Source organism: uncultured Capnocytophaga sp. (assembly GCF_938029845.1).
In the GTDB taxonomy this organism is placed as follows: Bacteria; Bacteroidota; Bacteroidia; order Flavobacteriales; family Flavobacteriaceae; genus Capnocytophaga.
This window is the reverse complement of the sequence record NZ_CALHGG010000075.1, coordinates 11883-31523: the sequence shown is the minus strand read 5'-3', so window position 1 is coordinate 31523 and position 19641 is coordinate 11883. Positions and strand designations below refer to the sequence as shown.

Here is a 19641-nt window from a genome sequence, read left to right as displayed (position 1 = left end):
TATTCGGGGGCAAAAGTACCGCAAGCGCAGGGAATACGATTGTAAAAAACGGACAAAGTTTTATTTCTTACATTCTCCTATACTTTTTAATAAAGAATCATATTGTTCCTTATCCTTTTCTTCAATTTTTCTTAAAATATATTGAGCCATTTTTCTCATTTCTGGAACATCAACAGGTTTCATACTTCTTTCAAATAAGCCCTCTAAATGAGAATATTCATTATCAATCCTATCTACCAATATTACAGCTTGTTTGTCTCCTCCAAAAAATTTTAATAGTTTATCTTTATCATTTATGTCTGCATTAGGATATTTATAGAATAAGAAAGCTTCTAAAAATTTTCGTGTATTATTAGCAAAATTATAGAATAAGCTATGTTCATCAATATCATTTTCTTCTGCAATAGAACATTTATATATCTGATGAAATAGGTAATTAAATTCTGTTACATAGTTCTTTAAATAGTTTGGCATTATGATTAAGTTACTTTCATCTCTTTCTCTAGCAAGTAAAAAATATGAAATTATATTTTCCTGACTCTCTTTTTTAGAAAAATAATTTGAAAATCTTTTCAGATATTTGAGAAAATCTAAATTATGTGTTGATATAAATAATTGTTCAATTTTTTTTGGTTGAATGATTTCTGAACTTATCAAACTATAAACAAAAAATATGTGATTCCCATCTAAACTTGAAATAGGGTCATCTATCCAAATAATAGGATTCATATCTTTAGTACCAATATCCTCAAGTTTAGCCATAAAATAGCAAAAAGATATTAAACTACATTCTCCTTCACTTAAATGATATGCTTTTTTCCCATTTCTAACAACTTCAAAATAAATACTTTTTTCTTCATCCTTATCTTTTAAAGCTTGTAAGGTTAAAAAACTATGACCAAAAAAGTTGTTAAGATATTCATTTACTTTTTTGGCTCCAGCTTCCTCATCTTTTCTTTCTCTTTCTTTATTGGAAATAAGATCTAATACTTCTGTGATTTTATCGTTAACTTCTTTTTCTTCATCTGAAGAATTTTCCCACTTAATTTTTAGATTATCTATTTCTGCTTTTTCTTTTGAATATTGAATGTCTCTTGCAAAATCAGCTACTTCTTTTAATCTTAATACTTTTTTTGCATTTTCCTGATTTTGAGATAAATTTTGGGAATAAGAATTTGATTCTTTAACAAGACGATTATACTTTGTTATACATTCATTTAATTCTTTTGAAAAATCTTGTATATCGGAAAAAGACTGAATATTTAATAAATCTTGTTTTCTTGACTCTAATATTTTTTTTAGACTATTAAGTTCTTTAACTATCTTTTTAATACAATTGTCTTTCTCCTCAATTAATTGTTCTAATTCATTTTGAAAATTGGTATAGAAAAGATTTTTATCTATTGGTAGTACATCTGAAATTTTAGTCACATATGAGTCTACTTCTTGCAACATTGAATCAATTTCTTTTTCTAATTTTTCAGACTCTTCATCAAAATGTTTATCTAATTCTTCCCAACGTTCTTCCGATATTTTATTACCGCAAAAAGAACATTCTTTTAAATCATTTTCTTTATGAATTTTTCGTCCTTCTTTTACCCAGCGGTTTAAAACAGCTATTTTAACCAGCTCTTCTATTTTATTAGAAGGTGTAATAAGTCTAGTAACTACCTCCTTTACTTTATTATTTAAAGTTTGTAAATCAATTTCAGGGGCAATAATAGGCGAGATTTGTATTTTAATTGTTTCTTTAAGAAGAGCTAATTTATCAGCTTTTTCTTTTTCTGTTAAGAAGTTTTTTTCTGTTAATACAAATTCTATTTCTTCTTTTAGTTTAGTAGAATTATAATTTTGATCTCCAAATATATTTGAGTGATATTTAATACCTGTCTGCTTATTTATTGCTTTCTCTTGTATTTTACTCTCTAAACTTTTTTTTCTATTATTATATTCTTCTTCAGATAATTTTTTATTAGCTTCTTTTTTTTCGAGTTCTAAATAGAGCCCACTTTTATTTCCTTCTTCGTTTCTACCTAACTTTTCTTTTAATTCTTCTATCTCTTCTTCGATACTATTATTTTCTCCTAATATGGCAAAAGAAGTTATGTTCTCTTCAGGATTAGAGATAAATCTCAAATTTTCCTTTACAAAATCTTCGTTGAAGACACGAATAATTTGTTTTTGTTCTTCTATATTCTGTAGAGTTATTTTATTGTTAGAATCAAACTCAACTTCAAAATCAGGGTCTTCATATTTTTCTGATAATTTTTTAGTTTCTAAAGAGCGAACAATTCTTGAAAGAGTTGTTTTTCCAGAATAGTTCCTCCCATAAATAATATTTACTTTAGTAAATTTAGAAATATTATTTCCTTTATCTCGAATAACTTTATCCCATTCAAAGTTTTTAAAAACTGCTAAGTTATTTATTTTTGTAATTTTTGTAATCATTTTCACTTCCATTAAGAATATGCAAAATTAATTAAATTTTCTTTACTTCACAATCTTTTTAACTAATTACTCTGCAAACACCTTGCTCGGGGTATCGCCATAGAATGTTTTAAACGATTTGATAAAATGGGCTTGGTCGTAATAAGTGTCTAAAAAGGAATGGTTGTGATAGGCTTTTGCGCTTAGTATATGCTGAAAACGCACAATGTTGCTAAAAGTCTTAGGACTATCGCCTATGTAGTAGTCGAAAAGGCGGCGCAACTGTCGGGTACTGATGCCGGTATCCAACTCACTGATGTGTATACTGCCTTTGCTTTGCAATATCTGCAAAAGTGCTGAGAAAAAGCGGTTGTCCATCTGCAAAGGGCGTTGTGATAGGTGACGGAGAAAATAGTTGTCCAAATGCTGTGCTATGGTAGCTAACGAAAGGGGAGATTCTAACTACTGAGCGATAAAAGTAGCCAAAGCAGGAACTACCTCGCGCAAAGGAATTTCTTGTGCACTGATTTCAAAAGCATCCTGACCAAAAAGTAGCGGAAAGGCACTGGGCAGAAAGCGCACTCCTACATAGTGAAAGGCACCCGTTATGGGAAACTCTACATACGTATTGCAATAGCCCATAAGGGAACTCATCTGCGGGGCGTTGCAGTCGAAAAATAGGTCTATACAACCATCGGCAACTACTCGGTAGCAAAAAGGTGTGTTACGTGGAGGTGATTTCAGTTCCCAATAGCAATAGATAAACGGACGTAAAGCTTCACATGGAAGAAAATCGGTGTAGGTAACCTCTTTTTCTTCTGCAGGAATAACCGATTGCATAGGGTGATAATAGGGGCGAAGTAATAACACGTTGTTTGCTATTGATGAAGTGCAAAGATAGAAATAATTTGCTAATTTGTAAATTGTAAAAAAACCACAGATAAGTTACCCTCACTTCAGAAATACTATTTTCTATACCTATTGATTGGCGGGAGGAGTAGATAGTTCTTTTTCTTGAGTATTGCGTTCTCTTTTTATCATATTATCATCTACAGAAGGAGAGGCGCTATAGCCCCCTACGAACCATTGTCTTTTCTCAATATCATGCCTTAGAATCTCTACAGATGAATTGTCCTTGACATAGAAAAAATAAGTGAAGTTTTGATATTCAGACCTAAATAGATAAGAAATTTCTACATTATCAGGGGCTAATTTGAGTCTTATGAGTAGCTTTTTTATAAAGAGAGAAGTTTCTTTGTCTTCTTTTAGGCTTTCAAAAGAATTGTTTATATCAGAAATACGTTTTCCAAGCGTGTTATAGGGAATGTAATCATACATTTCATTGGTTTTAGGGTTAAAGTAGCCTAATATGTTAGCTTTATTACCGTATTGTTGTCCTGCTTCTATATGAAAATAGAATATACCTTTATATTCTTTGGTTTCCATACTATGTGAGAGATATCCGAAAGCTCCTATATGAGGGTATAATCCTATGTAATAGGTCTTGTGTGTCTTAGTAGTTAGGTCAAAACTTACGGTGGTTATAATTCCCCAACAAGAATAAAAAACAAGTAGCTTATTTTCTAAATGAAATCCTTTGATGATATTATAAGTATAATATCCGCCCTCTCCGATAGACCTCCTATAGAGCCAAAAAGGATCTTTTTTTAAAGTAGAAACGAATATTTTGGTTGCTTCCCCTGATTTTTTGTCTATATAAAGCGTTCGGAATTCGGATTTTTCCTCGTCGGTGTCATCTCTTACCAATCGCAGCGTAAAATCCTTAAAATCTTGTCGGTATAGGGTATCTATGCTTGCCTGAGTTTGGCTAAGCATACTTTGCGAATAGCTAAGTATAAAGATTAAAAACAGTGCTTTCATAGGTTACTTTTCAGAGGATTGCTTAATAAGACAGAACTTGCCTCCTAACCAGATCCCTACTCCAAGCGTCTGGATACCGCCCCCATAGAAAGATAAGGTGAGTATTTCTGATAGAATTTGTGAATGAATCCATCGGCCTTCCATTATGAAATAGAGCACTACCGCCGCTGTGATGACAGCAATAAGAAAAAATAGGAACATGAGAATAACCCCTAAGAAAATGTTTTCAAAGAGTTGTTGAGGATTAGGCTTTATATGATTTCCTATAAACAAGGCTATCAGCAGACAAGGGAGTACCCCTATAATGATAGGAAAAAAGAGACTTATACCAGTCAAGAAACCTTCTTTTCCATAATAAAGCATTCCAAACAGAGAAAAGGAAATAATAATCACTGCAAATTCTACTACTATTGCCCTACAGAGTAGTAATGTGGTGCGCGACATAAGCTTAATTATAAATACAAGCGCAAAAGTAGTGAATAATTAGCTAATAAAAAATCCCCACTGATAGATTTTTCTTTCAGCGGGGATTTTCATTTTTACTCAGGTGCGGAATAGGTTACGATATCTATACCGATGCCGTTGGGGTCTATAATGGCAAAATGGCGGTCGCCCCAAGGCTCTTCGCGAAGCGCTATGGCAATGGGTACGCCTTGCGTTTCTAGAGTTTGACAATTAGTTTCTTAAATAAAAGATACATGCCATAGCCAAAGAGGAGTCCTATACATAGGCCAGTAAGCACATCAAAGGGATAATGTACTCCTAAGTAGATGCGGCTATAAGAGACTACTGCCGCCCATAACAATAGCCATAACAGCAGTTTGGGATAGCGAGGCCTCAGTACTTGGCCTAAGAACATAGCTAAGGCAAAGGTATTGGCCGCATGGGCAGAGAAATAACCGAATTGTCCTCCACAATGGGTGAATCGCAACTGTCCATTGATCAAGGGATTATGACAGGGGCGCAATCGGTGGAACTGTACCTTGAAGAGGTTGGAGAGCTGGTCAGTCAAGGCAATCATTACCCCTACACACAGCAGTATACAGAGAAATTGCTTGAGCGAATACTGCTTATAACAAGACCAACACAACCAGGCATAGAGGGGAATAGCTGTCCATTTGTTAGTTATCACCAGCCAAAATCCGTCCCATAGGGGCGTACCTAAGCCATTGAGAAAGAGGATCATCTCTTGGTCAAGGCTATTTAGTGTTTCTATAAAACTATTCATAACGGCTTATTTCTCGGTCATAGAAAGCGGTAGCCTCTTGGATAAGCCCCTCGGCGGAGGCGGCTAACTCTTCTTCGTCCTCTTTGTCGAACTCCTCCAACCATTCGACTTCATCGTCGGCAAGGTTAAGGATAAAGCGAGGAAATTCCGTATGAATGATGAAGATAGCGTCGGGATAATCGGTATTATCACCAAGCAAAAATTTAGGGAATGATGCCATAATTAGTTTTTAGTTCTTAGTTCTTAGTTTTCAGTTGGATGATTCTTTATAAGTCTACCAGAGAGGAGCAGAAAGCGGGCAGTTTGTAGCAACGCTGAAAAAGCTAGCCCTATAAGGAGCCCTATCCAGATACCTGTGGTCTTCAGAGGGGTGTGTAGCCCTAAGTAATAGCAAATAGGGAAAGCTATGATCCAATAGGATATAAAAGAGAGTATCATAGGTACTTTGGCATCTTGCAGGCCACGTAGTGCCCCTAAAGCAACTGTCTGGATTCCATCTACGATTTGGAAGAGAGCGGCGATGAGCAGCAGGTGAGCCGATTCCTCTATTACTAAACCTATGTTGGTCGCACTACTGAGCTTGTCGGTATCCAAGAATAGTTCGGGTAGTTGGTAGCGCAACAGCCCCATAAGTCCGCCTAAGGCGACTTGAGTCAAGAGGATAAAAAGGAATATGGAGATAGCCACACGGCGCAAGGAAATATAATCCTCCAAGCCCTTGTAGTTACCCACTCGTATCATAGCCACTACGCTCATACCATTGGCAATCATAAAGGTTAAGGTCGCTATACTCAGGGCGATTTGGTTGGCCGCTTGATAGATCTCTCCCAAAACTCCACTGATCCAAGTGGCAGCGATAAAGACACCTGCCTCAAAGACCACTTGTAAGCCTGAGGGTACCCCTATATGGAGGAATTTGCGGATCATTGCTCCATCTATCTTGGGCATAAGACCTGTCATGTACTGGGTCATACGGGTGTCCTTATAGAGGATAAGCCATAGCAAGATAGGCATCACTATACGGGAGGCCAAGGTACCTACTGCTGCCCCCAATATTCCCATACGTGGGCAACCCCAACTACCATAGATAAAGAGGTAGTTTAGGAAGATATTCAACAGGTTGGCTGTAATAGTTACATATAGTGAATATTGTGTAATGGAAAAGCCATCAGCGAATTGCTTGAGTGCCTGAAAGAACATCATGGGAATGATAGAAACTGCTACCAAATGTACATAAGGCACCGCCAAGACGATCACCTCCTCCTTCTGATGAGTATAGCGCATCAGAGGTTCAGAGAGGAAAAGCCCTGCAAAGATGATGATGCCCAATAGTATATGAGTAAATAGGCCATGGGAGAGTATGGATTTGGTCTCAGCGGGACTTTTCTTCTTCACTGATTCGGCGGTAAGGGTAGTAATCACAGTGGAAAACCCGATGCCGAAGGACATTAGCAGGAAAACATAGCTGTTGCCCAAGGAAGCCGCTGCCAGCTCCAAAGTGCCTACCTTTCCTACCATGGCCGTATCAATCACACCTACTAGGGTATGTCCTAGCATGGAGAGAATAATAGGGGCAGCCAAGCGGAGATTATAACGAAATTCGTTGATATATTGTTTCATTTTTTCACAGATTTCTCTTTAGATTGTTTAGGTTTTTCCTCAGCTTGTTCCGCAAAGGAGATCTCTTGTTCTACCTCCCAGTTGGCACGTAGCTCTATCTCTTTGGCAAAATAGCGGACAGGCTCAGGTAGTAGGCGTCCAAGAAAATTTCCAGTATCCCATTTTTTGTTTCGGTTGCGATCTTCTATTACTCGTAGGCGATAGTTACCTGCTTTCACAAAGGGAAAATTATAGGTAGGAGAGGCCTGTTCCACATATTGCTCATAGAGTACTTTTTTGGCATCCTTATCAGTAAGTTCAATGATAAAGGGTAAGGATACATTATCCTTGAGGGTCAGCTTGAGGGAGCCAAAATCCTCCGCTTTCTTGGCTGAAAATGATTCTTGTAGCGTATCACTCTTTTGCCCAAAGAAGTTTTCAAAGGCATTAAAAGCCTTAAAGAGGTATTTCTCTCCTTCTTTTACCTTTACTTTGAGAGTGATTTGGGAGGTATTGGGGGTGAAAATGGGTTCAAATTCTACTTTGATGCTATCCTTAGCCACCATGAGCTTAATAGCTTCTTTGTTAAAAGCACGGATAGGTGTATTGGAGGAAAGGACAATCTCTTCCTCGGTAGGGGAAACCCCCTTGAACTCAGGGGTGATTTTCCATTTCTCGGGTTTCATCTTACGTAGATTGACCTTAATAGTATCGGATCGGTTGCTTTTTACGATGAGTTTGAGGGAGTCCTCTATTTTTGGGTGATACCACAGCCATAGGGTGTCCTTGGTAGGTTCTTTTTCTATGACCCATTTCCAATCGGCAGGAAATGGAGGAAGAGGGGTTACTTGGATACTATCTTTTTCTCCTTGATAACCAATGCTAATACGCTGTTCGCCCGACTGGAAGGGGCGAGAGGCTTGTGTCTTGGGAACTTCTTTGAATAGGGAAAGGGTGTAAGAGCTATCGGTAGGTATGGTAATTGGGGTTGGGTGAAACCCTATTTTATCGGTCTTAGGATCAAAAAGATAGTTGTTGTCCTTATCCTTCATACCCACTAACATATATTTTCCTGCCTTGAGGTGCGAAAGCTCAAAGGTGGTAAGGCTGTCCAAGGTATTAACGACATAAATAGGACGTTGCTTATATACTACTGAATCGGAATATTTCTCGCCCATTTCATAGAGCATGACATTGACAAAGTTCTCCGCTTTGGGGCGGAGTGCATCTTTGATACTTCCCTTGAGAGTCAGAGAGTCAATGGTATTCCCTGTGGAAAAAGTATAGGTATAGAAGCTCAAGGGGTTCCCCTCATTGTTGTCCTGTATACTTTTTCCAAAGTTAAAGGTATAGGTAGTATTGGGTCTTAAGGTGTCTAATATTTTGATATTGATATACTTGGAGGCATTTCCCGAAGGGGTGATTTCAGGAAAATAGGCCAAAGGAGGGGAGATGATGAGCTGTTTGCGTATATCCCTAAGGGTAACAAACTCATCAAAGTAGATGCGAATACGGTTCCCTGTGAAGTTTACCGATTCGTTAGGAGGTATGGTTTTCACTACTTTTGGTGGGGTTTTGTCCTGTTCTCCTCCCGTAGGAGAGCCTACACGGGCACAAGCCGCCCATAAGAGAAGCAGTGCTCCACCGAGTAGATAAAGATATGTTTTTTTCATAATAGTTTGTCCTAATTATCCCAAGTGTACAGCCGTATTGAGTTTGCCTAGTAGCTGGGTAGCTACCGTGTTAGCATATTCCTTTTTGCGATATTTGCTAACGGATTGTATGCCTTGTTTGGTATTGGTAAGGAACAGTTCATCGGCCTTTTGTAATTCAAAGGGCGAAATAGGGCGTTCCTCTATTGAAAAATCTTCTGTCTTGCCAAGAGCTTCTATGAGTTTTTTACGTGTAATTCCATTGGGGGCGCCTTCTGATAGGGGAGGTGTAACCACTTGAGAGCCAGAGACCAAGAAGAGGTTTCCGTCGAGGAAGCTCACTACGTTCTTGTTTGTATTCATAAGGATACAATTCTGATAATCATTCTCTTGGGCAAATACACTCCCAATGATATGGAGCATACGGTTGGTTGTGTTCAGCGAGGCAAGCAAGTCGGATTGGGTGTAATAGTCCTTGAACAATTCCACTTCATAAGGGATACGGAGGTTCTGATAGAAAGGACTGGTGATTCCCTCTATATCCATGCAATAATTCACCTCTTGGCTCTGGGGGGTATAGCCTCCACCTTCTCGGCGCGTAATAGTTGTACGAACTAGTACAGGCTTGGCAGAGAGGGCATTGGCTTGTATGGTTTTCTTGATTTCAGCCTCTAAGAATTCCATGGTAAAGTTGGCTGGAATCTCCATACGTGCAATACGCATAGTAGCCATAAGGCGTAGATAGTGTTCTTCCCAGAAAAAGAGGGAACCTTCCACATATTTTACGATGTCAAAAACGCCATCTCCGTAGAGGAAACCGCGATTTTTGGCAGAAAGGGCAGGGGTAGTTTGTTGTATTTCTCCGTTATAGTTTATCATTTAGTCACAATTACTTATAAAGGGGCAAAGTTACGGATTATTTTCGGGTTCTCCTATAGCTTTTGGGTGAGTTCGGTAATCCACTTACCTTGTACTTTCATCACTTGCTCTATGACCTCCCTCACGCAGCCTTGTCCGCCACCTAGGTGGGAGATATATCGGGCAACAGTCTTCACCTCTGCTACAGCATCTTGAGGGCAGGTGGGTAGGCCTACAAGTTTCATAGGAGCCACATCAGGAATATCATCACCCATGTAGAGAATCTCCTCTGGACGAAGATGATACTTGTCCATGTATTCTTTCAAAGGTTCTATTTTCAAGTGGTTTGCCATATATACATCAGTAACGCCCAATTGCTCGAATCTCAGGCGGGTACCTATGTTATTTCCGCCCGTAATAATGGCGATGCGGTAACCCTGATTGATAGCCTGCTTAATAGCATACCCATCTTTTACGTTGAATGAACGCAATAGGTCGCCCTCGTTGGTTACCAATACTTGGCATTGGGTAAGTACTCCGTCTATATCAAAGATAAAAGTAGTGATATCCTTTAGGAGTTCTTTGTAATTTTTATTTTCCATAAGTATTTAAAATAGAAGTTGATATATCTTTGTAAATGTCTTTTTCTATGCCTTGTAGCAGCGCTAAATGTTTCTCTATCACGGCGCGATCTCCCCTTTTGGCGGGACCTGTCTGTCCTTCAAAGAAAGATAGTTGTTGCCCCTTGAGGTAGGTTTCCTCTAGTAAGGGGCGGAGCAACTCAAAAGGAATCCCCTCATGTGTACAAAGTTGCTCGCTAAGGTACCATAGGTGGTTGGTGAAATTGTTTAGGAAAACAGCCGCCACATGTAGGTATTGCCGCTGCAAACTATCTATGGCATAGCTCTTTGGAGAAAACTCCTTAGCCAAATCTTCCAAAAGAGTATAGTCGGTAGCCTCTTCCGTTTCCAAGCAGAAGGGTACTTTGGCAAAATCCACTGCTTGTGCTTTGGAAAAAGATTGCAGGGGATAGAAAACCCCTCGTCGTTGGCGTGGGCTTAGTGCCTCCATAGGTACACTACCAGAGGTATGCACTACCAATTGTCCCTCGAAAGGTAGCTGCTCACAGAGTGCTGCTATCGCCTCGTCCTTGACCGAAAGAATATAGATGTCAGCGGGAAGCAAAGCTTCCAAGTGAGTCGTTTTCTCTGTTATAATTTCTTGAAAATGAGAGCTTAGTGGGCTGCGATTATACAACTGTATGAGTTGATACTTTTGACTTCTCATAAGCTGTTTGGCCAAGTGATAGGCTACATTGCCCCCACCCAAAAGGACTACTTTCTTCATAGATAACAAACAAATGCCAAAAGTACTATATTTTTGTGACACCTCAAAAGATTTGTTTTATTTTTTTAGGTCAGCTCACAGAAAAACCGTACTTTTGCACTTAAAATTACATTCATGAGAAAACTTGTAGGCTTCGTCGCCCTTTTGGCACTATGTGCTTGTTCTAAAAAGCCACTTCTTCAGGGAGATTGGCAAATCGTAAGTATCATTGTAAATGATAGAACACAACCCTTGGATGATTGTACCAAGAAAACTTATCTTTCCTTTGGTAAGGATTCAATTACGTACCACACCTTTGTTCCTTTTGAGGATTGTAAGGAAAATATCTCTAGACTTCCTTATACAGCAACGCCCGATAGTATCAAGGTAACCAACGAACTCAAGCGTATAGAGCGTAGCCACTATGCTATCAAAGGAGACACACTTACCATTACCGATGCTACTGAAATCAAAGGGCAAAAAATAGTCTCTAAAGTAAAACTTGTCAGAAAAACTAGTGACAAGTAACAAATGATTAGTCACTAGTCGTTAGTCATTAGTCACTATTTTGGTATGATTTTTGCTTTTCTTAGGGTATGAAAACGCTATTTCTTACCCTATTTCTATTAGCAACGGCTTGTATCTATGGTCAGCCTGAGAAATTCTCTTCAGGGAAGCTCCTACTCACGCCTAAGGCAGAGGCTCCCTTGCAGCCCAAAGGGGCTGAAGAGAAAAGTTCCGAGGTATCCTCTTGGCTTAAGAACTACCAAAAACAGAACCCTACGCCCTCTTTTTCCTCAGAAGACAAGGGAGTGGATTTCACAGGTCAGTACCGTAAGCAATATGCCCAAAAGGAGATTACCCTCCCTAAGTATCAGACCGACCTGAAACTGGAAAAGGAGCAAGACCTCTCTGCTCTTAGGGGTGATAAGTCCTATGGTGAGTTCAATAGTACTGCTGATGGGGTGGGTATCTTTTGCCGCGACTATGCTGATGTAGATGGGGATATAGTGGATATATACCTCAATGATGAATTGGTGATAAGCAATGTATACTTACGAGGTGACTTCCAGCGCTTGCATATTCCTTTAAAAATAGGTTTTAATAAGATAGAAATCAAAGCTCTTAACCAAGGACTCTACGGTCCCAACACCGCTGAGTTCCGTGTGATAGACGACCAAAACCAAACACTTATCAATCAAACTTGGGCGCTGCTTACAGGTTACAAAGCCCGTTTTGTGATTGTGAAAGACAAATAGTAATGATTAATAATTAACGCTGATAATGATTATTTCATAACTCGTTAATTATTAATCATTAATCATTGAAATGAATTTTTTAGCACATATTTTTTTGTCAGGAGAGGGGGATGACCTGCTAAAACTGGGAAATTTCATGGGAGATACCGTACGTGGTAAGCAGTATTTGGACTATCCAGAAGAAGTACAGCGTGGCATTCTCCTACATAGACAGATAGATACTTTCACCGATGCCCATCCTCTTTTTCGAGAAAGCAAAAGGCGGTTGGTGTCTCATTATGGGCATTATGCAGGAGTGATAACGGATATTTTCTATGATTATCTTTTGACTAAGCATTGGTATACCTTCTCTTCGGAGGATTTGGATAGCTATATAGAGCGCTTTTATACGCTTTTGCAGGAGAAAAAGGAGGTACTAAACCCCCAAATGCAGGCTATAGCAGGCTATATGATGAGAGATAATTGGCTTAAAGCCTACCAAACTTATTCAGGTCTTGCCCAAATCCTCTATCAAATGGATAGACGAACTGAGTTCCGCTCCCAGATGCAGTATGCGGTTACCTCTCTGCAAACCGAAGAAACTCTCTTTGAAGCCGAGTTTCTTCCTTTTTTTAAAGAAATACAAGAGTTTGTCATAACAATTGACAAATAACAATCCTAACAATCCTTGGCAACTCAAAATTCAAAACTCAAAACTTACTATGGTGTTTCTCTCATTAGGTAGTAATCTCGGTAACCGCGCCCAATATCTCCAGCATGCGCTCTTCCTTCTTCATCGTGAGGTAGGGCAGGTGGTAAGGGTATCACCCCTATATGAATCACCTGCTTGGGGGTTTAGTTCGGAACCTTTTTATAATATCTGTGCAGAGCTACATACAGACCTTCCTCTAGAAACCCTCTTACCTAAGCTCCACGCCATAGAAGCCCGCTTGGGTCGTGTGCGTACCTCTCAGCCCTCAGAGGGTTACAAAGCACGTACTTTGGATATTGATATACTCTACTATGATGATAAGGTCGTACAAACCCATACACTCTGCATACCTCACCCACAACTCGCACAAAGGCGCTTTGTCTTACAACCCTTAGCTGATATAGCTCCCGACTTTGTAGATCCTATCAAAGGGAAAACGATAAGCCAGCTCCTACAAGTCTGCCCTGATACTTCCACTCTTACTATGGTGAAACAAGACTTTGCCCTACCTGTGAATAAAGCAAATACCGCCTATCGCTATATCACCATAGAAGGGAATATAGGTGCGGGGAAAACTTCCTTGGCTACTCGCTTGGCTGGGGAACTATCGGGTCGTCTTCTCTTGGAGGAGTTTGCCTCCAATCCGTTTTTGGAGGACTTTTACAAGCAGCCACAGCGCTATGCCTTGGCCACTGAACTGAGCTTTCTCAAAGACCGCTACAAGCAACTCCAATATACCCTTGTCCAAAATGAATCCTCTCTTTTGGTGGCGGACTATGCCTTTTCTAAGTCGCTTATATTTGCTCAAGAGACGCTTCCTAAGAAGGAATATGCCCTCTATGAAGAGTTGTTCTACTTGCTTTTTGAGCGAATGATAAAGCCCGATTTGTATATTTACCTCCACCAAAATACCGATATGTTATTGAAGAATATACAAAAGAGAGGTCGAAGCTTTGAGACTCCTATCTCTAAAACCTATTTGGGACGTATTGAGCAGAGTTATCTGTCTTTTTTGCAGCGTAATCCCTCGTTGAATACTCTTTTTATAGACGTCTCCTATATGGATTTTGTAAATAATGAAGACGATTACCAGTTTATCACCGCCCTAATTACGAAATAGATGCCTTTTTTCCAGCAACTCCATATAGCCGATACCCATGTTTATACATGGCAACTCACCGAGACGGTGGTGCAGCTTAGGACTGGCCTCACCCTCTCCCAGGGGGAGGAAGAGCGACTGATGACGCTCCACAGCGAGAAAAAACAACGGGAGTTCTTGGCTATTCGCCATCTGTTGCGAGAGGCACAACTGCCTACCACGGCTCTTTACTATACCCCAGAGGGCAAACCACTGCTTGAAGGTCAATATATCTCGATCACTCACAGCCATGACTTTGTGATGATAGCCCTAAGCCCGCGCCCCATAGGGATAGATATAGAGCGCTGTACCCCTCGCATCCTTCGTCTTGCCCCCCGCTTTACCCCTTGGCAAGCCCCCCCTGATATGGACGAGCCTGCTCAGATACAAGCCTATACTCAGCTATGGACGATTAAGGAAGCGCTCTATAAGATCTGTAACCAACCCTCAGTTCGCTTCTATGAGGATTTGCAAATACCTCATTTCCAAGCCCTCGCCCCTCGCCAACAAGCTCTTATCACCCATCCTGAAGGCGATAAGTCTTACGAGACACAGAGCTTCTTTTGGGAGGGATATGTGTGGACGGTGGTAATCCCCCTAACCTCTGAAGGGGGGAAGAGTGTAGCAAGTGAAACGTTCCCCCCTTTAGGAGTTAGGGGATTAACAATTAAAAATTAACCATTGACAATTACCAATTACACTAAGCATTCAAAGAATCCTCTGTTACCAGAGGCATTTCAGTACTTAAGGAGAAGAGACATCTTTGCCATTGACTACATACATCGGCAGATAGGTGTGAGCAATGAAGCAGCAGGTTTCTCGCTCTATACTTTTGAAAAGGAACTGCTGTGGGAGGTAGATAAGCCCATAGGGGATGTGCTATTACTCATAGAACACCAGCAGATTTGGCTTGCTGAACGCCACAACGCCCAAAAGATTACTATATGGGTGTATGATCTGCAAGGAAATACTCTAGCTTCTCTGCCTATGAAGGATGAAATCGTAGACGCTAATATAGAACTAAAAGCATTGCCCAATAATAAGGTTATTATCACCTTCTATGGTGGACAAGATGGAGCTATGAGTTCTCTATTGTCTTTTGAAGATAAAAAGCTGACAATGGTCAAAAAATTACCAGATGATATAGACTTCTGTTGTATGATGAGTGAAAAAGAAGCCATATTTGTTGATTTCTATGAGGCTAAACTCTATATAATGAGTTATCCCCAGCTCAAAATACGGAAAGAATATCAATTTTCTGAAGATTGGGGCGTAGTAGCACAACCACTTGAAGGGACAAAGATACTCATAACCGATCTAAATTGTAACAGGCATTATATCTTTGACCTCAGCACCATGACTATAGAGGAGGAAATCACTTTCAAGGGTTTTGAACCTTATCAGGAAGAAGGAGAAGACTTTTTAATAACTGATATAGACGAACTCCATTACCATAATGGTCAATGGATAGCTACCTATATGGAGGTAGATAGCCAGCGTAATGCCCTATTTTATTGGCTTGTTAGTGAAAATAGGGATAAGTAGTTAGTCTTTATAAGCTAAAACCTATAAAAACCATACGATTTTAAAATCTTAGAACAACTCAAAACTCAAAATTAAAAACTCAAATGCGTATTCTTGCAATAGACTATGGTATCAAGCGTTGTGGTATCGCGGTAACCGATGAACTTAAGTTAATTGCTTCAGCACTGGCAACAGTGGAAACGAGTGAGCTACTGGATTTCTTACAGAAGTACTGCCAAGCGGAACAGGTAGAACGTATTATTGTAGGCCTACCCAAGCAGGTCTCTGGCGAACTCTCTGAGAGTGAAGCAGCCATAGCGCCTTTTATTGGCAAACTCCAAGAGAAACTCCCTGAGATTCCCGTCTCTCGCTATGATGAGCGCTTTACTTCCAAAATAGCCTCACATATCCTCGTGGAGAGCGGTACTAAAAAGAGAAAGAGACAGGACAAAGCGCTCTTGGATAGGATCAGTGCGACCCTTATCCTACAAGATTATTTGAGTTCTTTATCATAAGAAAATGACTTTACTCGAACAAGTATACACCCCTGCGGATATCCGTCATTTCTCTCTTGCTGAGCTTAGGCAGCTGGCGGGGGAGTTGCGCCATTTTATCATTAATGAAGTAGCTACCAAGGAAGGTCATTTGGGGGCTGGTTTGGGTGTGGTAGAACTAACCATTGCCCTGCACTATGTGTTCAATACCCCTGAGGATATATTGGTCTTTGATGTAGGACACCAAGCCTATCCCCATAAGCTCCTCACAGGCAGGCGCGAACGCTTTGCTACTAACCGCCAATGGGGGGGACTTTCGGGCTTCCCTAAGCGCCAAGAGAGTGAATACGACCCCTTTGGCACAGGCCATGCGGGTACTTCTCTTTCGGCAGTATTGGGCATGGCTACCGCGGCAGTGCTTCAGGAGAATTTCCAACGCAAGCATGTGGCTGTTATTGGGGATGCCTCTTTTGTCAATGGTATGGCTTTGGAGGCGCTTAACCAAATGGGGGATAGTAAGGTCAATATGCTGGTGGTGCTCAATGATAACCAAATAGGGATAGACCCCTCCACAGGTGCTTTCCGTTATTACTTGGAACGCTTGGCCAAGGGAACCGATAAGGGGAGTTTCTTTGCTGACCTACAAATAGAGTATCTGGGTAGTTATGATGGGCATTCCTTTGAAGCGCTAATTCCTGTACTAAGTGAGGCAAGAGATTTCTTTGGCGTACAATTGGTGCATATCCGTACTACCAAGGGCAAGGGCTACCAAAAGGCCGAAGAACGGCAAACACTTTTTCATGCCCCTGGCAAGTTTGACCCTGCTACGGGTATGCTCCTGCCTCAACAAAAACAACAAACGAAGTTTCAAGATGTTTTCGGTCGTACCCTCTGTGAGTTGGCTGCCGAGAACAAGGCTATTGTGGGCATCACTCCTGCCATGGTTACAGGTAGCTCACTCCACTATATGCAGGAGCAATTTCCCTCTCGCACTTTTGATGTAGGCATAGCTGAAGAACATGCGGTAACCTTTGCTGCAGGTCTCGCCTCACAGGGTTTGCTACCTTTCTTAGCGATTTATTCTACTTTTCTGCAAAGGGGCTATGACCAACTTATACATGATGTAGCATTGCAGCAGCTCAAGGTAATCTTCTGTATAGATAGGGCTGGATTGGTAGGGGAGGACGGTGCTACCCATCAGGGGGTGTTTGACATAGCCTACCTGCGCTGTATTCCTAATATAGAAATCTTTGCTCCTCGCAATGAGGTGGAGTTGCGTAATATCCTCTATACTGCCCAACTTCCTGAGCAAGATAAGGCACTGGCCATACGCTACCCTCGTGGTTATGGACAGCTAACTGAGTGGCAGCTGCCTTTTGAGAAAATAGAAAAGAAGGGGGTACAACTCAGAGAGGGTACGCGCTATGCGGTACTTTCGGTAGGTACCATAGCCGATGAGGTTGCCCAAGAGATAGACCAGCATCCCGATGCAGGTGCTTTCGCACATTATGATATGCGATGGATCAAGCCTTTGGATGAGGCGCTTTTGCATCATGTCCTAGGAAAGTATGAGGCAGTGATTACCGTAGAGGAGGGGTGCAAAGCAGGAGGTTTTGGTGAGAGTATCGTGGTTTTTGCCAAAGAAAAAGGCTATAGCCTCCCGATAAAAATCGTAGCCATAGCCGATGTCTTTATTGAGCACGGTTCTGTTGCCTTACAACGAGCCTTTACAGGACTTATAGGTTTTTTGGAAGAAAGATAAAAAGTAAGATAGGTAAGAACTCAAAACTCAGAATTCAAAACTAAAAAGATTACCTTTCTTCTATTAGGTGTTCATATCGATCCCAACCAGGAGTACTTCTGTATTCTCCTCTGCTGCCAGCAGGAACATAGATGTGCTTGAGCTTGCTATCATTTTCAAAAATGAAGGGTTTACTTTTTTCTATAACAGGAGGTATTTTAGATTCCATGATGACGGTTTCTAAGTCCTTGCAATCAGCAAAAGCACCCCTATTTATTTCTTTGACATTCTCAGGAATAGTGATGCTTACTAGTCCTGTATAATAAAAGGTATTTGACTGTATGGTTTTTATCTTATGGTTAAGTACCACCATTTTTAAGTTTATTAGGTTCTCGAAAGTACCTCCTTCTATAATTTCTACATTATCCCCTATGATAATGGATTCCAATCGGTATCTATCTCTAAAAGCATTTGCGGATATTTTCTTTACACCTCTAAGATCTTCGTCTTCATTCATATTGATATGTTTGGTTCGTTTGGTAAGCCATTTCTTAAGTACATCTCCCTCGAACTGGTCTCCTTCGTTTTTCTCATATTCCACCTCATAATCATAATTCTGTGACGCAGAAGCACCTAATCCGATAAATCGATCTGTCCAACCTGTATTTGTTTTTGGACCATAGAGCCTTTTGTTGAGCATATCAATATAGAAATCACCTTCATCTCCCAAGCTATTATTCGGAATACCTGAGCCAGAGAAGAGGGTGTTCTTTTTCGTGCCAGCAGGTGCAGCTTGTCCGTCTCTTCCATCGGCACCCTTAGGGCCTTGCTTTCCCTCCTTTCCATCGGCACCTTTAGGGCCTGGCGCCCCATTTTGTCCATCCTTTCCATCAGCTCCTTTAGGGCCTGGTGCACCATCTCGTCCGTTCTTTCCATCAGCTCCTTTAGGACCTGGTGCGCCGTCTCGCCCGTCTTTTCCATCAGCTCCTTTAGGGCCTGGTGCGCCATCTAGTCCGTCCTTTCCATCGGCTCCCTTAGGACCTGGTGCGCCATCTCGTCCATTCTTTCCGTCTGCTCCTTTAGGTCCTGGTGCTCCGTCTTTTCCATCTGCTCCTTTAGCACCTCGTTCGCCTTTGAAACCTTGTTTACCTCGCTCTCCTTTGAGTCCGCGATCCCCTTTGTCTCCTTTGTCGCCCTTACTGCCAGGGATTCCTTGTTCTCCTCGTTCCCCTTGATCACCCTTATCTCCCTGTTCTCCCTTGAGACCTTTGTCCCCTTTATCACCCTTAGGGCCTTGGTCGCCTCTCTCTCCTTTTTCTCCTCTGTCCCCCTTATCTCCTTTATCTCCCTTTATCCCTTTTTCTCCTTGTATGCCTTTTAGGCTAATAGGATTCCCCCAACCTTCAGCGGTTTTGCTGCCATAGAGGTTGGAGGAGGCAAGGTCTAGATAATAGTCGCCAATATTTCCCAAAGAGGCATCGGGGACACCCATACCTGAATGGATAATATTACCTTTTTGTACTTCAACACGCTCAACTACGGTTTCTTTTTGACAACTGGAGGCTATCCAAAGACCTACCATTGTACTGAGAAGGATTATATATCTTTTCATATTAATAGTAATTAAGAATAATTGTAGTGCAAAGTTAAGAAAAAATTAGAAAATATCCTAGATTTTTGTTAGTTTTTGTAATGTATTGAAATACAATAACTCTAGTGTAAAAAGAAAAGGATTTGTAGCTAAGGAGGTAGGAAAATCTATATAAGAGAAGTGTTATAAAGGCGAGTTATTAGAGTTAATTTCATGATCATCTATAGAGGGG

19 protein-coding genes and 2 pseudogenes are annotated in these 19641 nt (G+C 40.6%); 8 read left to right on the top strand and 13 right to left on the bottom strand.

Translation table 11 applies throughout. From position 1 onward, the window contains the following. Nucleotides 1-60 precede the first annotated feature (60 nt). The 12 genes and pseudogenes from Q0625_RS05405 to Q0625_RS05350 all read right to left on the bottom strand — a co-directional run bounded on the left by Q0625_RS05405 (nucleotide 61) and on the right by Q0625_RS05350 (nucleotide 10992). Nucleotides 61-2448: an AAA family ATPase gene (locus Q0625_RS05405; RefSeq protein WP_298824237.1), complete on the bottom strand. Its 2388-nt coding sequence runs from the start codon at nucleotides 2446-2448 to the stop codon at nucleotides 61-63. Nucleotides 2449-2514: 66 nt separating this feature from the next. Next, nucleotides 2515-3267, bottom strand: a pseudogene (locus tag Q0625_RS05400) (helix-turn-helix domain-containing protein). A 138-nt stretch (nucleotides 3268-3405) separates the two neighbouring features. Then, nucleotides 3406-4308, bottom strand: a complete 903-nt coding sequence (locus Q0625_RS05395) for a hypothetical protein (RefSeq protein ID WP_298824235.1) — start codon at nucleotides 4306-4308, stop codon at nucleotides 3406-3408. Between the two features lie 3 nt (nucleotides 4309-4311). Next, on the bottom strand, nucleotides 4312-4752 hold the full coding sequence (locus Q0625_RS05390) for a hypothetical protein (protein ID WP_298824233.1): 441 nt from the start codon (nucleotides 4750-4752) through the stop codon (nucleotides 4312-4314). 95 nt (nucleotides 4753-4847) lie between these two features. Then, nucleotides 4848-4973: pseudogene (locus tag Q0625_RS05385) on the bottom strand (glyoxalase); the annotation flags it as partial. After that, a complete protein-coding gene (locus tag Q0625_RS05380; RefSeq protein ID WP_298824231.1) occupies nucleotides 4970-5536 on the bottom strand; it encodes a phosphatase PAP2 family protein in 567 nt (188 codons plus the stop codon). The gene Q0625_RS05380 and the pseudogene Q0625_RS05385, both read right to left, overlap by 4 nt. Further along, nucleotides 5529-5756 (bottom strand): hypothetical protein, encoded by a 228-nt coding sequence (locus tag Q0625_RS05375; protein ID WP_297974403.1) that lies wholly within the window; start codon nucleotides 5754-5756, stop codon nucleotides 5529-5531. The genes Q0625_RS05380 and Q0625_RS05375 overlap by 8 nt, the downstream gene beginning before the upstream one ends. A 23-nt stretch (nucleotides 5757-5779) precedes the next feature. Further along, nucleotides 5780-7156 (bottom strand): MATE family efflux transporter, encoded by a 1377-nt coding sequence (locus Q0625_RS05370; protein WP_298824228.1) that lies wholly within the window; start codon nucleotides 7154-7156, stop codon nucleotides 5780-5782. Next, the gene (locus Q0625_RS05365; protein ID WP_298824224.1) at nucleotides 7153-8808 is read right to left on the bottom strand and encodes an Ig-like domain-containing protein; all 1656 of its coding nucleotides are present in this window, start codon (nucleotides 8806-8808) and stop codon (nucleotides 7153-7155) included. The genes Q0625_RS05370 and Q0625_RS05365 overlap by 4 nt, the downstream gene beginning before the upstream one ends. A 15-nt stretch (nucleotides 8809-8823) precedes the next feature. Next, nucleotides 8824-9666, bottom strand: a complete 843-nt coding sequence (locus Q0625_RS05360; protein ID WP_298824222.1) for an aminotransferase class IV — start codon at nucleotides 9664-9666, stop codon at nucleotides 8824-8826. Between the two features lie 53 nt (nucleotides 9667-9719). Beyond that, on the bottom strand, nucleotides 9720-10247 hold the full coding sequence (locus Q0625_RS05355; RefSeq protein WP_298824219.1) for an HAD hydrolase family protein: 528 nt from the start codon (nucleotides 10245-10247) through the stop codon (nucleotides 9720-9722). Continuing rightward, a complete protein-coding gene (locus Q0625_RS05350) occupies nucleotides 10237-10992 on the bottom strand; it encodes a Rossmann-like and DUF2520 domain-containing protein (protein ID WP_298824217.1) in 756 nt (251 codons plus the stop codon). The genes Q0625_RS05355 and Q0625_RS05350 overlap by 11 nt, the downstream gene beginning before the upstream one ends. A 114-nt stretch (nucleotides 10993-11106) precedes the next feature. Between Q0625_RS05350 and Q0625_RS05345 the strand changes: the two genes are divergently transcribed. The 8 genes from Q0625_RS05345 (at nucleotide 11107) to Q0625_RS05310 (ending at nucleotide 17839) form a co-directional block, all read left to right on the top strand. Then, entirely contained in the window at nucleotides 11107-11499 is a 393-nt protein-coding gene (locus tag Q0625_RS05345) for a lipocalin family protein (RefSeq protein ID WP_298824215.1), read from the top strand. A 68-nt stretch (nucleotides 11500-11567) separates the two neighbouring features. Next, nucleotides 11568-12230 (top strand): hypothetical protein, encoded by a 663-nt coding sequence (locus tag Q0625_RS05340; RefSeq protein WP_298824214.1) that lies wholly within the window; start codon nucleotides 11568-11570, stop codon nucleotides 12228-12230. Nucleotides 12231-12300: 70 nt separating this feature from the next. Continuing rightward, complete coding sequence (locus Q0625_RS05335) at nucleotides 12301-12882, top strand: ACP phosphodiesterase (RefSeq protein WP_298824212.1); 582 nt, start codon at nucleotides 12301-12303, stop codon at nucleotides 12880-12882. 49 nt (nucleotides 12883-12931) lie between these two features. Then, entirely contained in the window at nucleotides 12932-14041 is a 1110-nt protein-coding gene (gene folK / locus Q0625_RS05330; protein WP_298824210.1) for a 2-amino-4-hydroxy-6-hydroxymethyldihydropteridine diphosphokinase, read from the top strand. Beyond that, complete coding sequence (locus tag Q0625_RS05325; RefSeq protein ID WP_298824208.1) at nucleotides 14042-14737, top strand: 4'-phosphopantetheinyl transferase family protein; 696 nt, start codon at nucleotides 14042-14044, stop codon at nucleotides 14735-14737. It begins immediately after the preceding gene. Between the two features lie 3 nt (nucleotides 14738-14740). Beyond that, nucleotides 14741-15604 (top strand): hypothetical protein, encoded by an 864-nt coding sequence (locus tag Q0625_RS05320; RefSeq protein ID WP_298824205.1) that lies wholly within the window; start codon nucleotides 14741-14743, stop codon nucleotides 15602-15604. An 83-nt stretch (nucleotides 15605-15687) separates the two neighbouring features. After that, entirely contained in the window at nucleotides 15688-16098 is a 411-nt protein-coding gene (ruvX, locus tag Q0625_RS05315) for a Holliday junction resolvase RuvX (RefSeq protein ID WP_298824203.1), read from the top strand. A gap of 4 nt (nucleotides 16099-16102) precedes the next feature. Then, nucleotides 16103-17839 (top strand): 1-deoxy-D-xylulose-5-phosphate synthase, encoded by a 1737-nt coding sequence (locus tag Q0625_RS05310; RefSeq protein ID WP_298824201.1) that lies wholly within the window; start codon nucleotides 16103-16105, stop codon nucleotides 17837-17839. Between the two features lie 49 nt (nucleotides 17840-17888). Here Q0625_RS05310 and Q0625_RS05305 read toward each other — a convergent pair whose 3' ends face one another. Beyond that, nucleotides 17889-19430 carry a leucine-rich repeat protein gene (locus Q0625_RS05305; RefSeq protein ID WP_298824198.1) on the bottom strand — a complete coding sequence of 514 codons (1542 nt, stop codon included), beginning with the start codon at nucleotides 19428-19430 and terminating at the stop codon, nucleotides 17889-17891. Nucleotides 19431-19641 lie beyond the last annotated feature (211 nt).

Bases quoted from the DNA above. Each gene is read 5' to 3' on its own strand.
- Q0625_RS05340 (WP_298824214.1), top strand. From the start codon at position 11,568: ATGAAAACGCTATTTCTTACCCTATTTCTATTAGCAACGGCTTGTATC.
- Q0625_RS05305 (WP_298824198.1), bottom strand. From the start codon at position 19,430: ATGAAAAGATATATAATCCTTCTCAGTACAATGGTAGGTCTTTGGATA.
- ruvX (WP_298824203.1), top strand. From the start codon at position 15,688: ATGCGTATTCTTGCAATAGACTATGGTATCAAGCGTTGTGGTATCGCG.
- Q0625_RS05350 (WP_298824217.1), bottom strand. From the start codon at position 10,992: ATGAAGAAAGTAGTCCTTTTGGGTGGGGGCAATGTAGCCTATCACTTG.
- Q0625_RS05380 (WP_298824231.1), bottom strand. From the start codon at position 5,536: ATGAATAGTTTTATAGAAACACTAAATAGCCTTGACCAAGAGATGATC.
- Q0625_RS05365 (WP_298824224.1), bottom strand. From the start codon at position 8,808: ATGAAAAAAACATATCTTTATCTACTCGGTGGAGCACTGCTTCTCTTA.
- Q0625_RS05310 (WP_298824201.1), top strand. From the start codon at position 16,103: ATGACTTTACTCGAACAAGTATACACCCCTGCGGATATCCGTCATTTC.
- Q0625_RS05375 (WP_297974403.1), bottom strand. From the start codon at position 5,756: ATGGCATCATTCCCTAAATTTTTGCTTGGTGATAATACCGATTATCCC.
- Q0625_RS05395 (WP_298824235.1), bottom strand. From the start codon at position 4,308: ATGAAAGCACTGTTTTTAATCTTTATACTTAGCTATTCGCAAAGTATG.
- Q0625_RS05370 (WP_298824228.1), bottom strand. From the start codon at position 7,156: ATGAAACAATATATCAACGAATTTCGTTATAATCTCCGCTTGGCTGCC.
- Q0625_RS05390 (WP_298824233.1), bottom strand. From the start codon at position 4,752: ATGTCGCGCACCACATTACTACTCTGTAGGGCAATAGTAGTAGAATTT.
- Q0625_RS05405 (WP_298824237.1), bottom strand. From the start codon at position 2,448: ATGATTACAAAAATTACAAAAATAAATAACTTAGCAGTTTTTAAAAAC.
- Q0625_RS05325 (WP_298824208.1), top strand. From the start codon at position 14,042: ATGCCTTTTTTCCAGCAACTCCATATAGCCGATACCCATGTTTATACA.
- Q0625_RS05360 (WP_298824222.1), bottom strand. From the start codon at position 9,666: ATGATAAACTATAACGGAGAAATACAACAAACTACCCCTGCCCTTTCT.
- folK (WP_298824210.1), top strand. From the start codon at position 12,932: ATGGTGTTTCTCTCATTAGGTAGTAATCTCGGTAACCGCGCCCAATAT.
- Q0625_RS05335 (WP_298824212.1), top strand. From the start codon at position 12,301: ATGAATTTTTTAGCACATATTTTTTTGTCAGGAGAGGGGGATGACCTG.
- Q0625_RS05345 (WP_298824215.1), top strand. From the start codon at position 11,107: ATGAGAAAACTTGTAGGCTTCGTCGCCCTTTTGGCACTATGTGCTTGT.
- Q0625_RS05355 (WP_298824219.1), bottom strand. From the start codon at position 10,247: ATGGAAAATAAAAATTACAAAGAACTCCTAAAGGATATCACTACTTTT.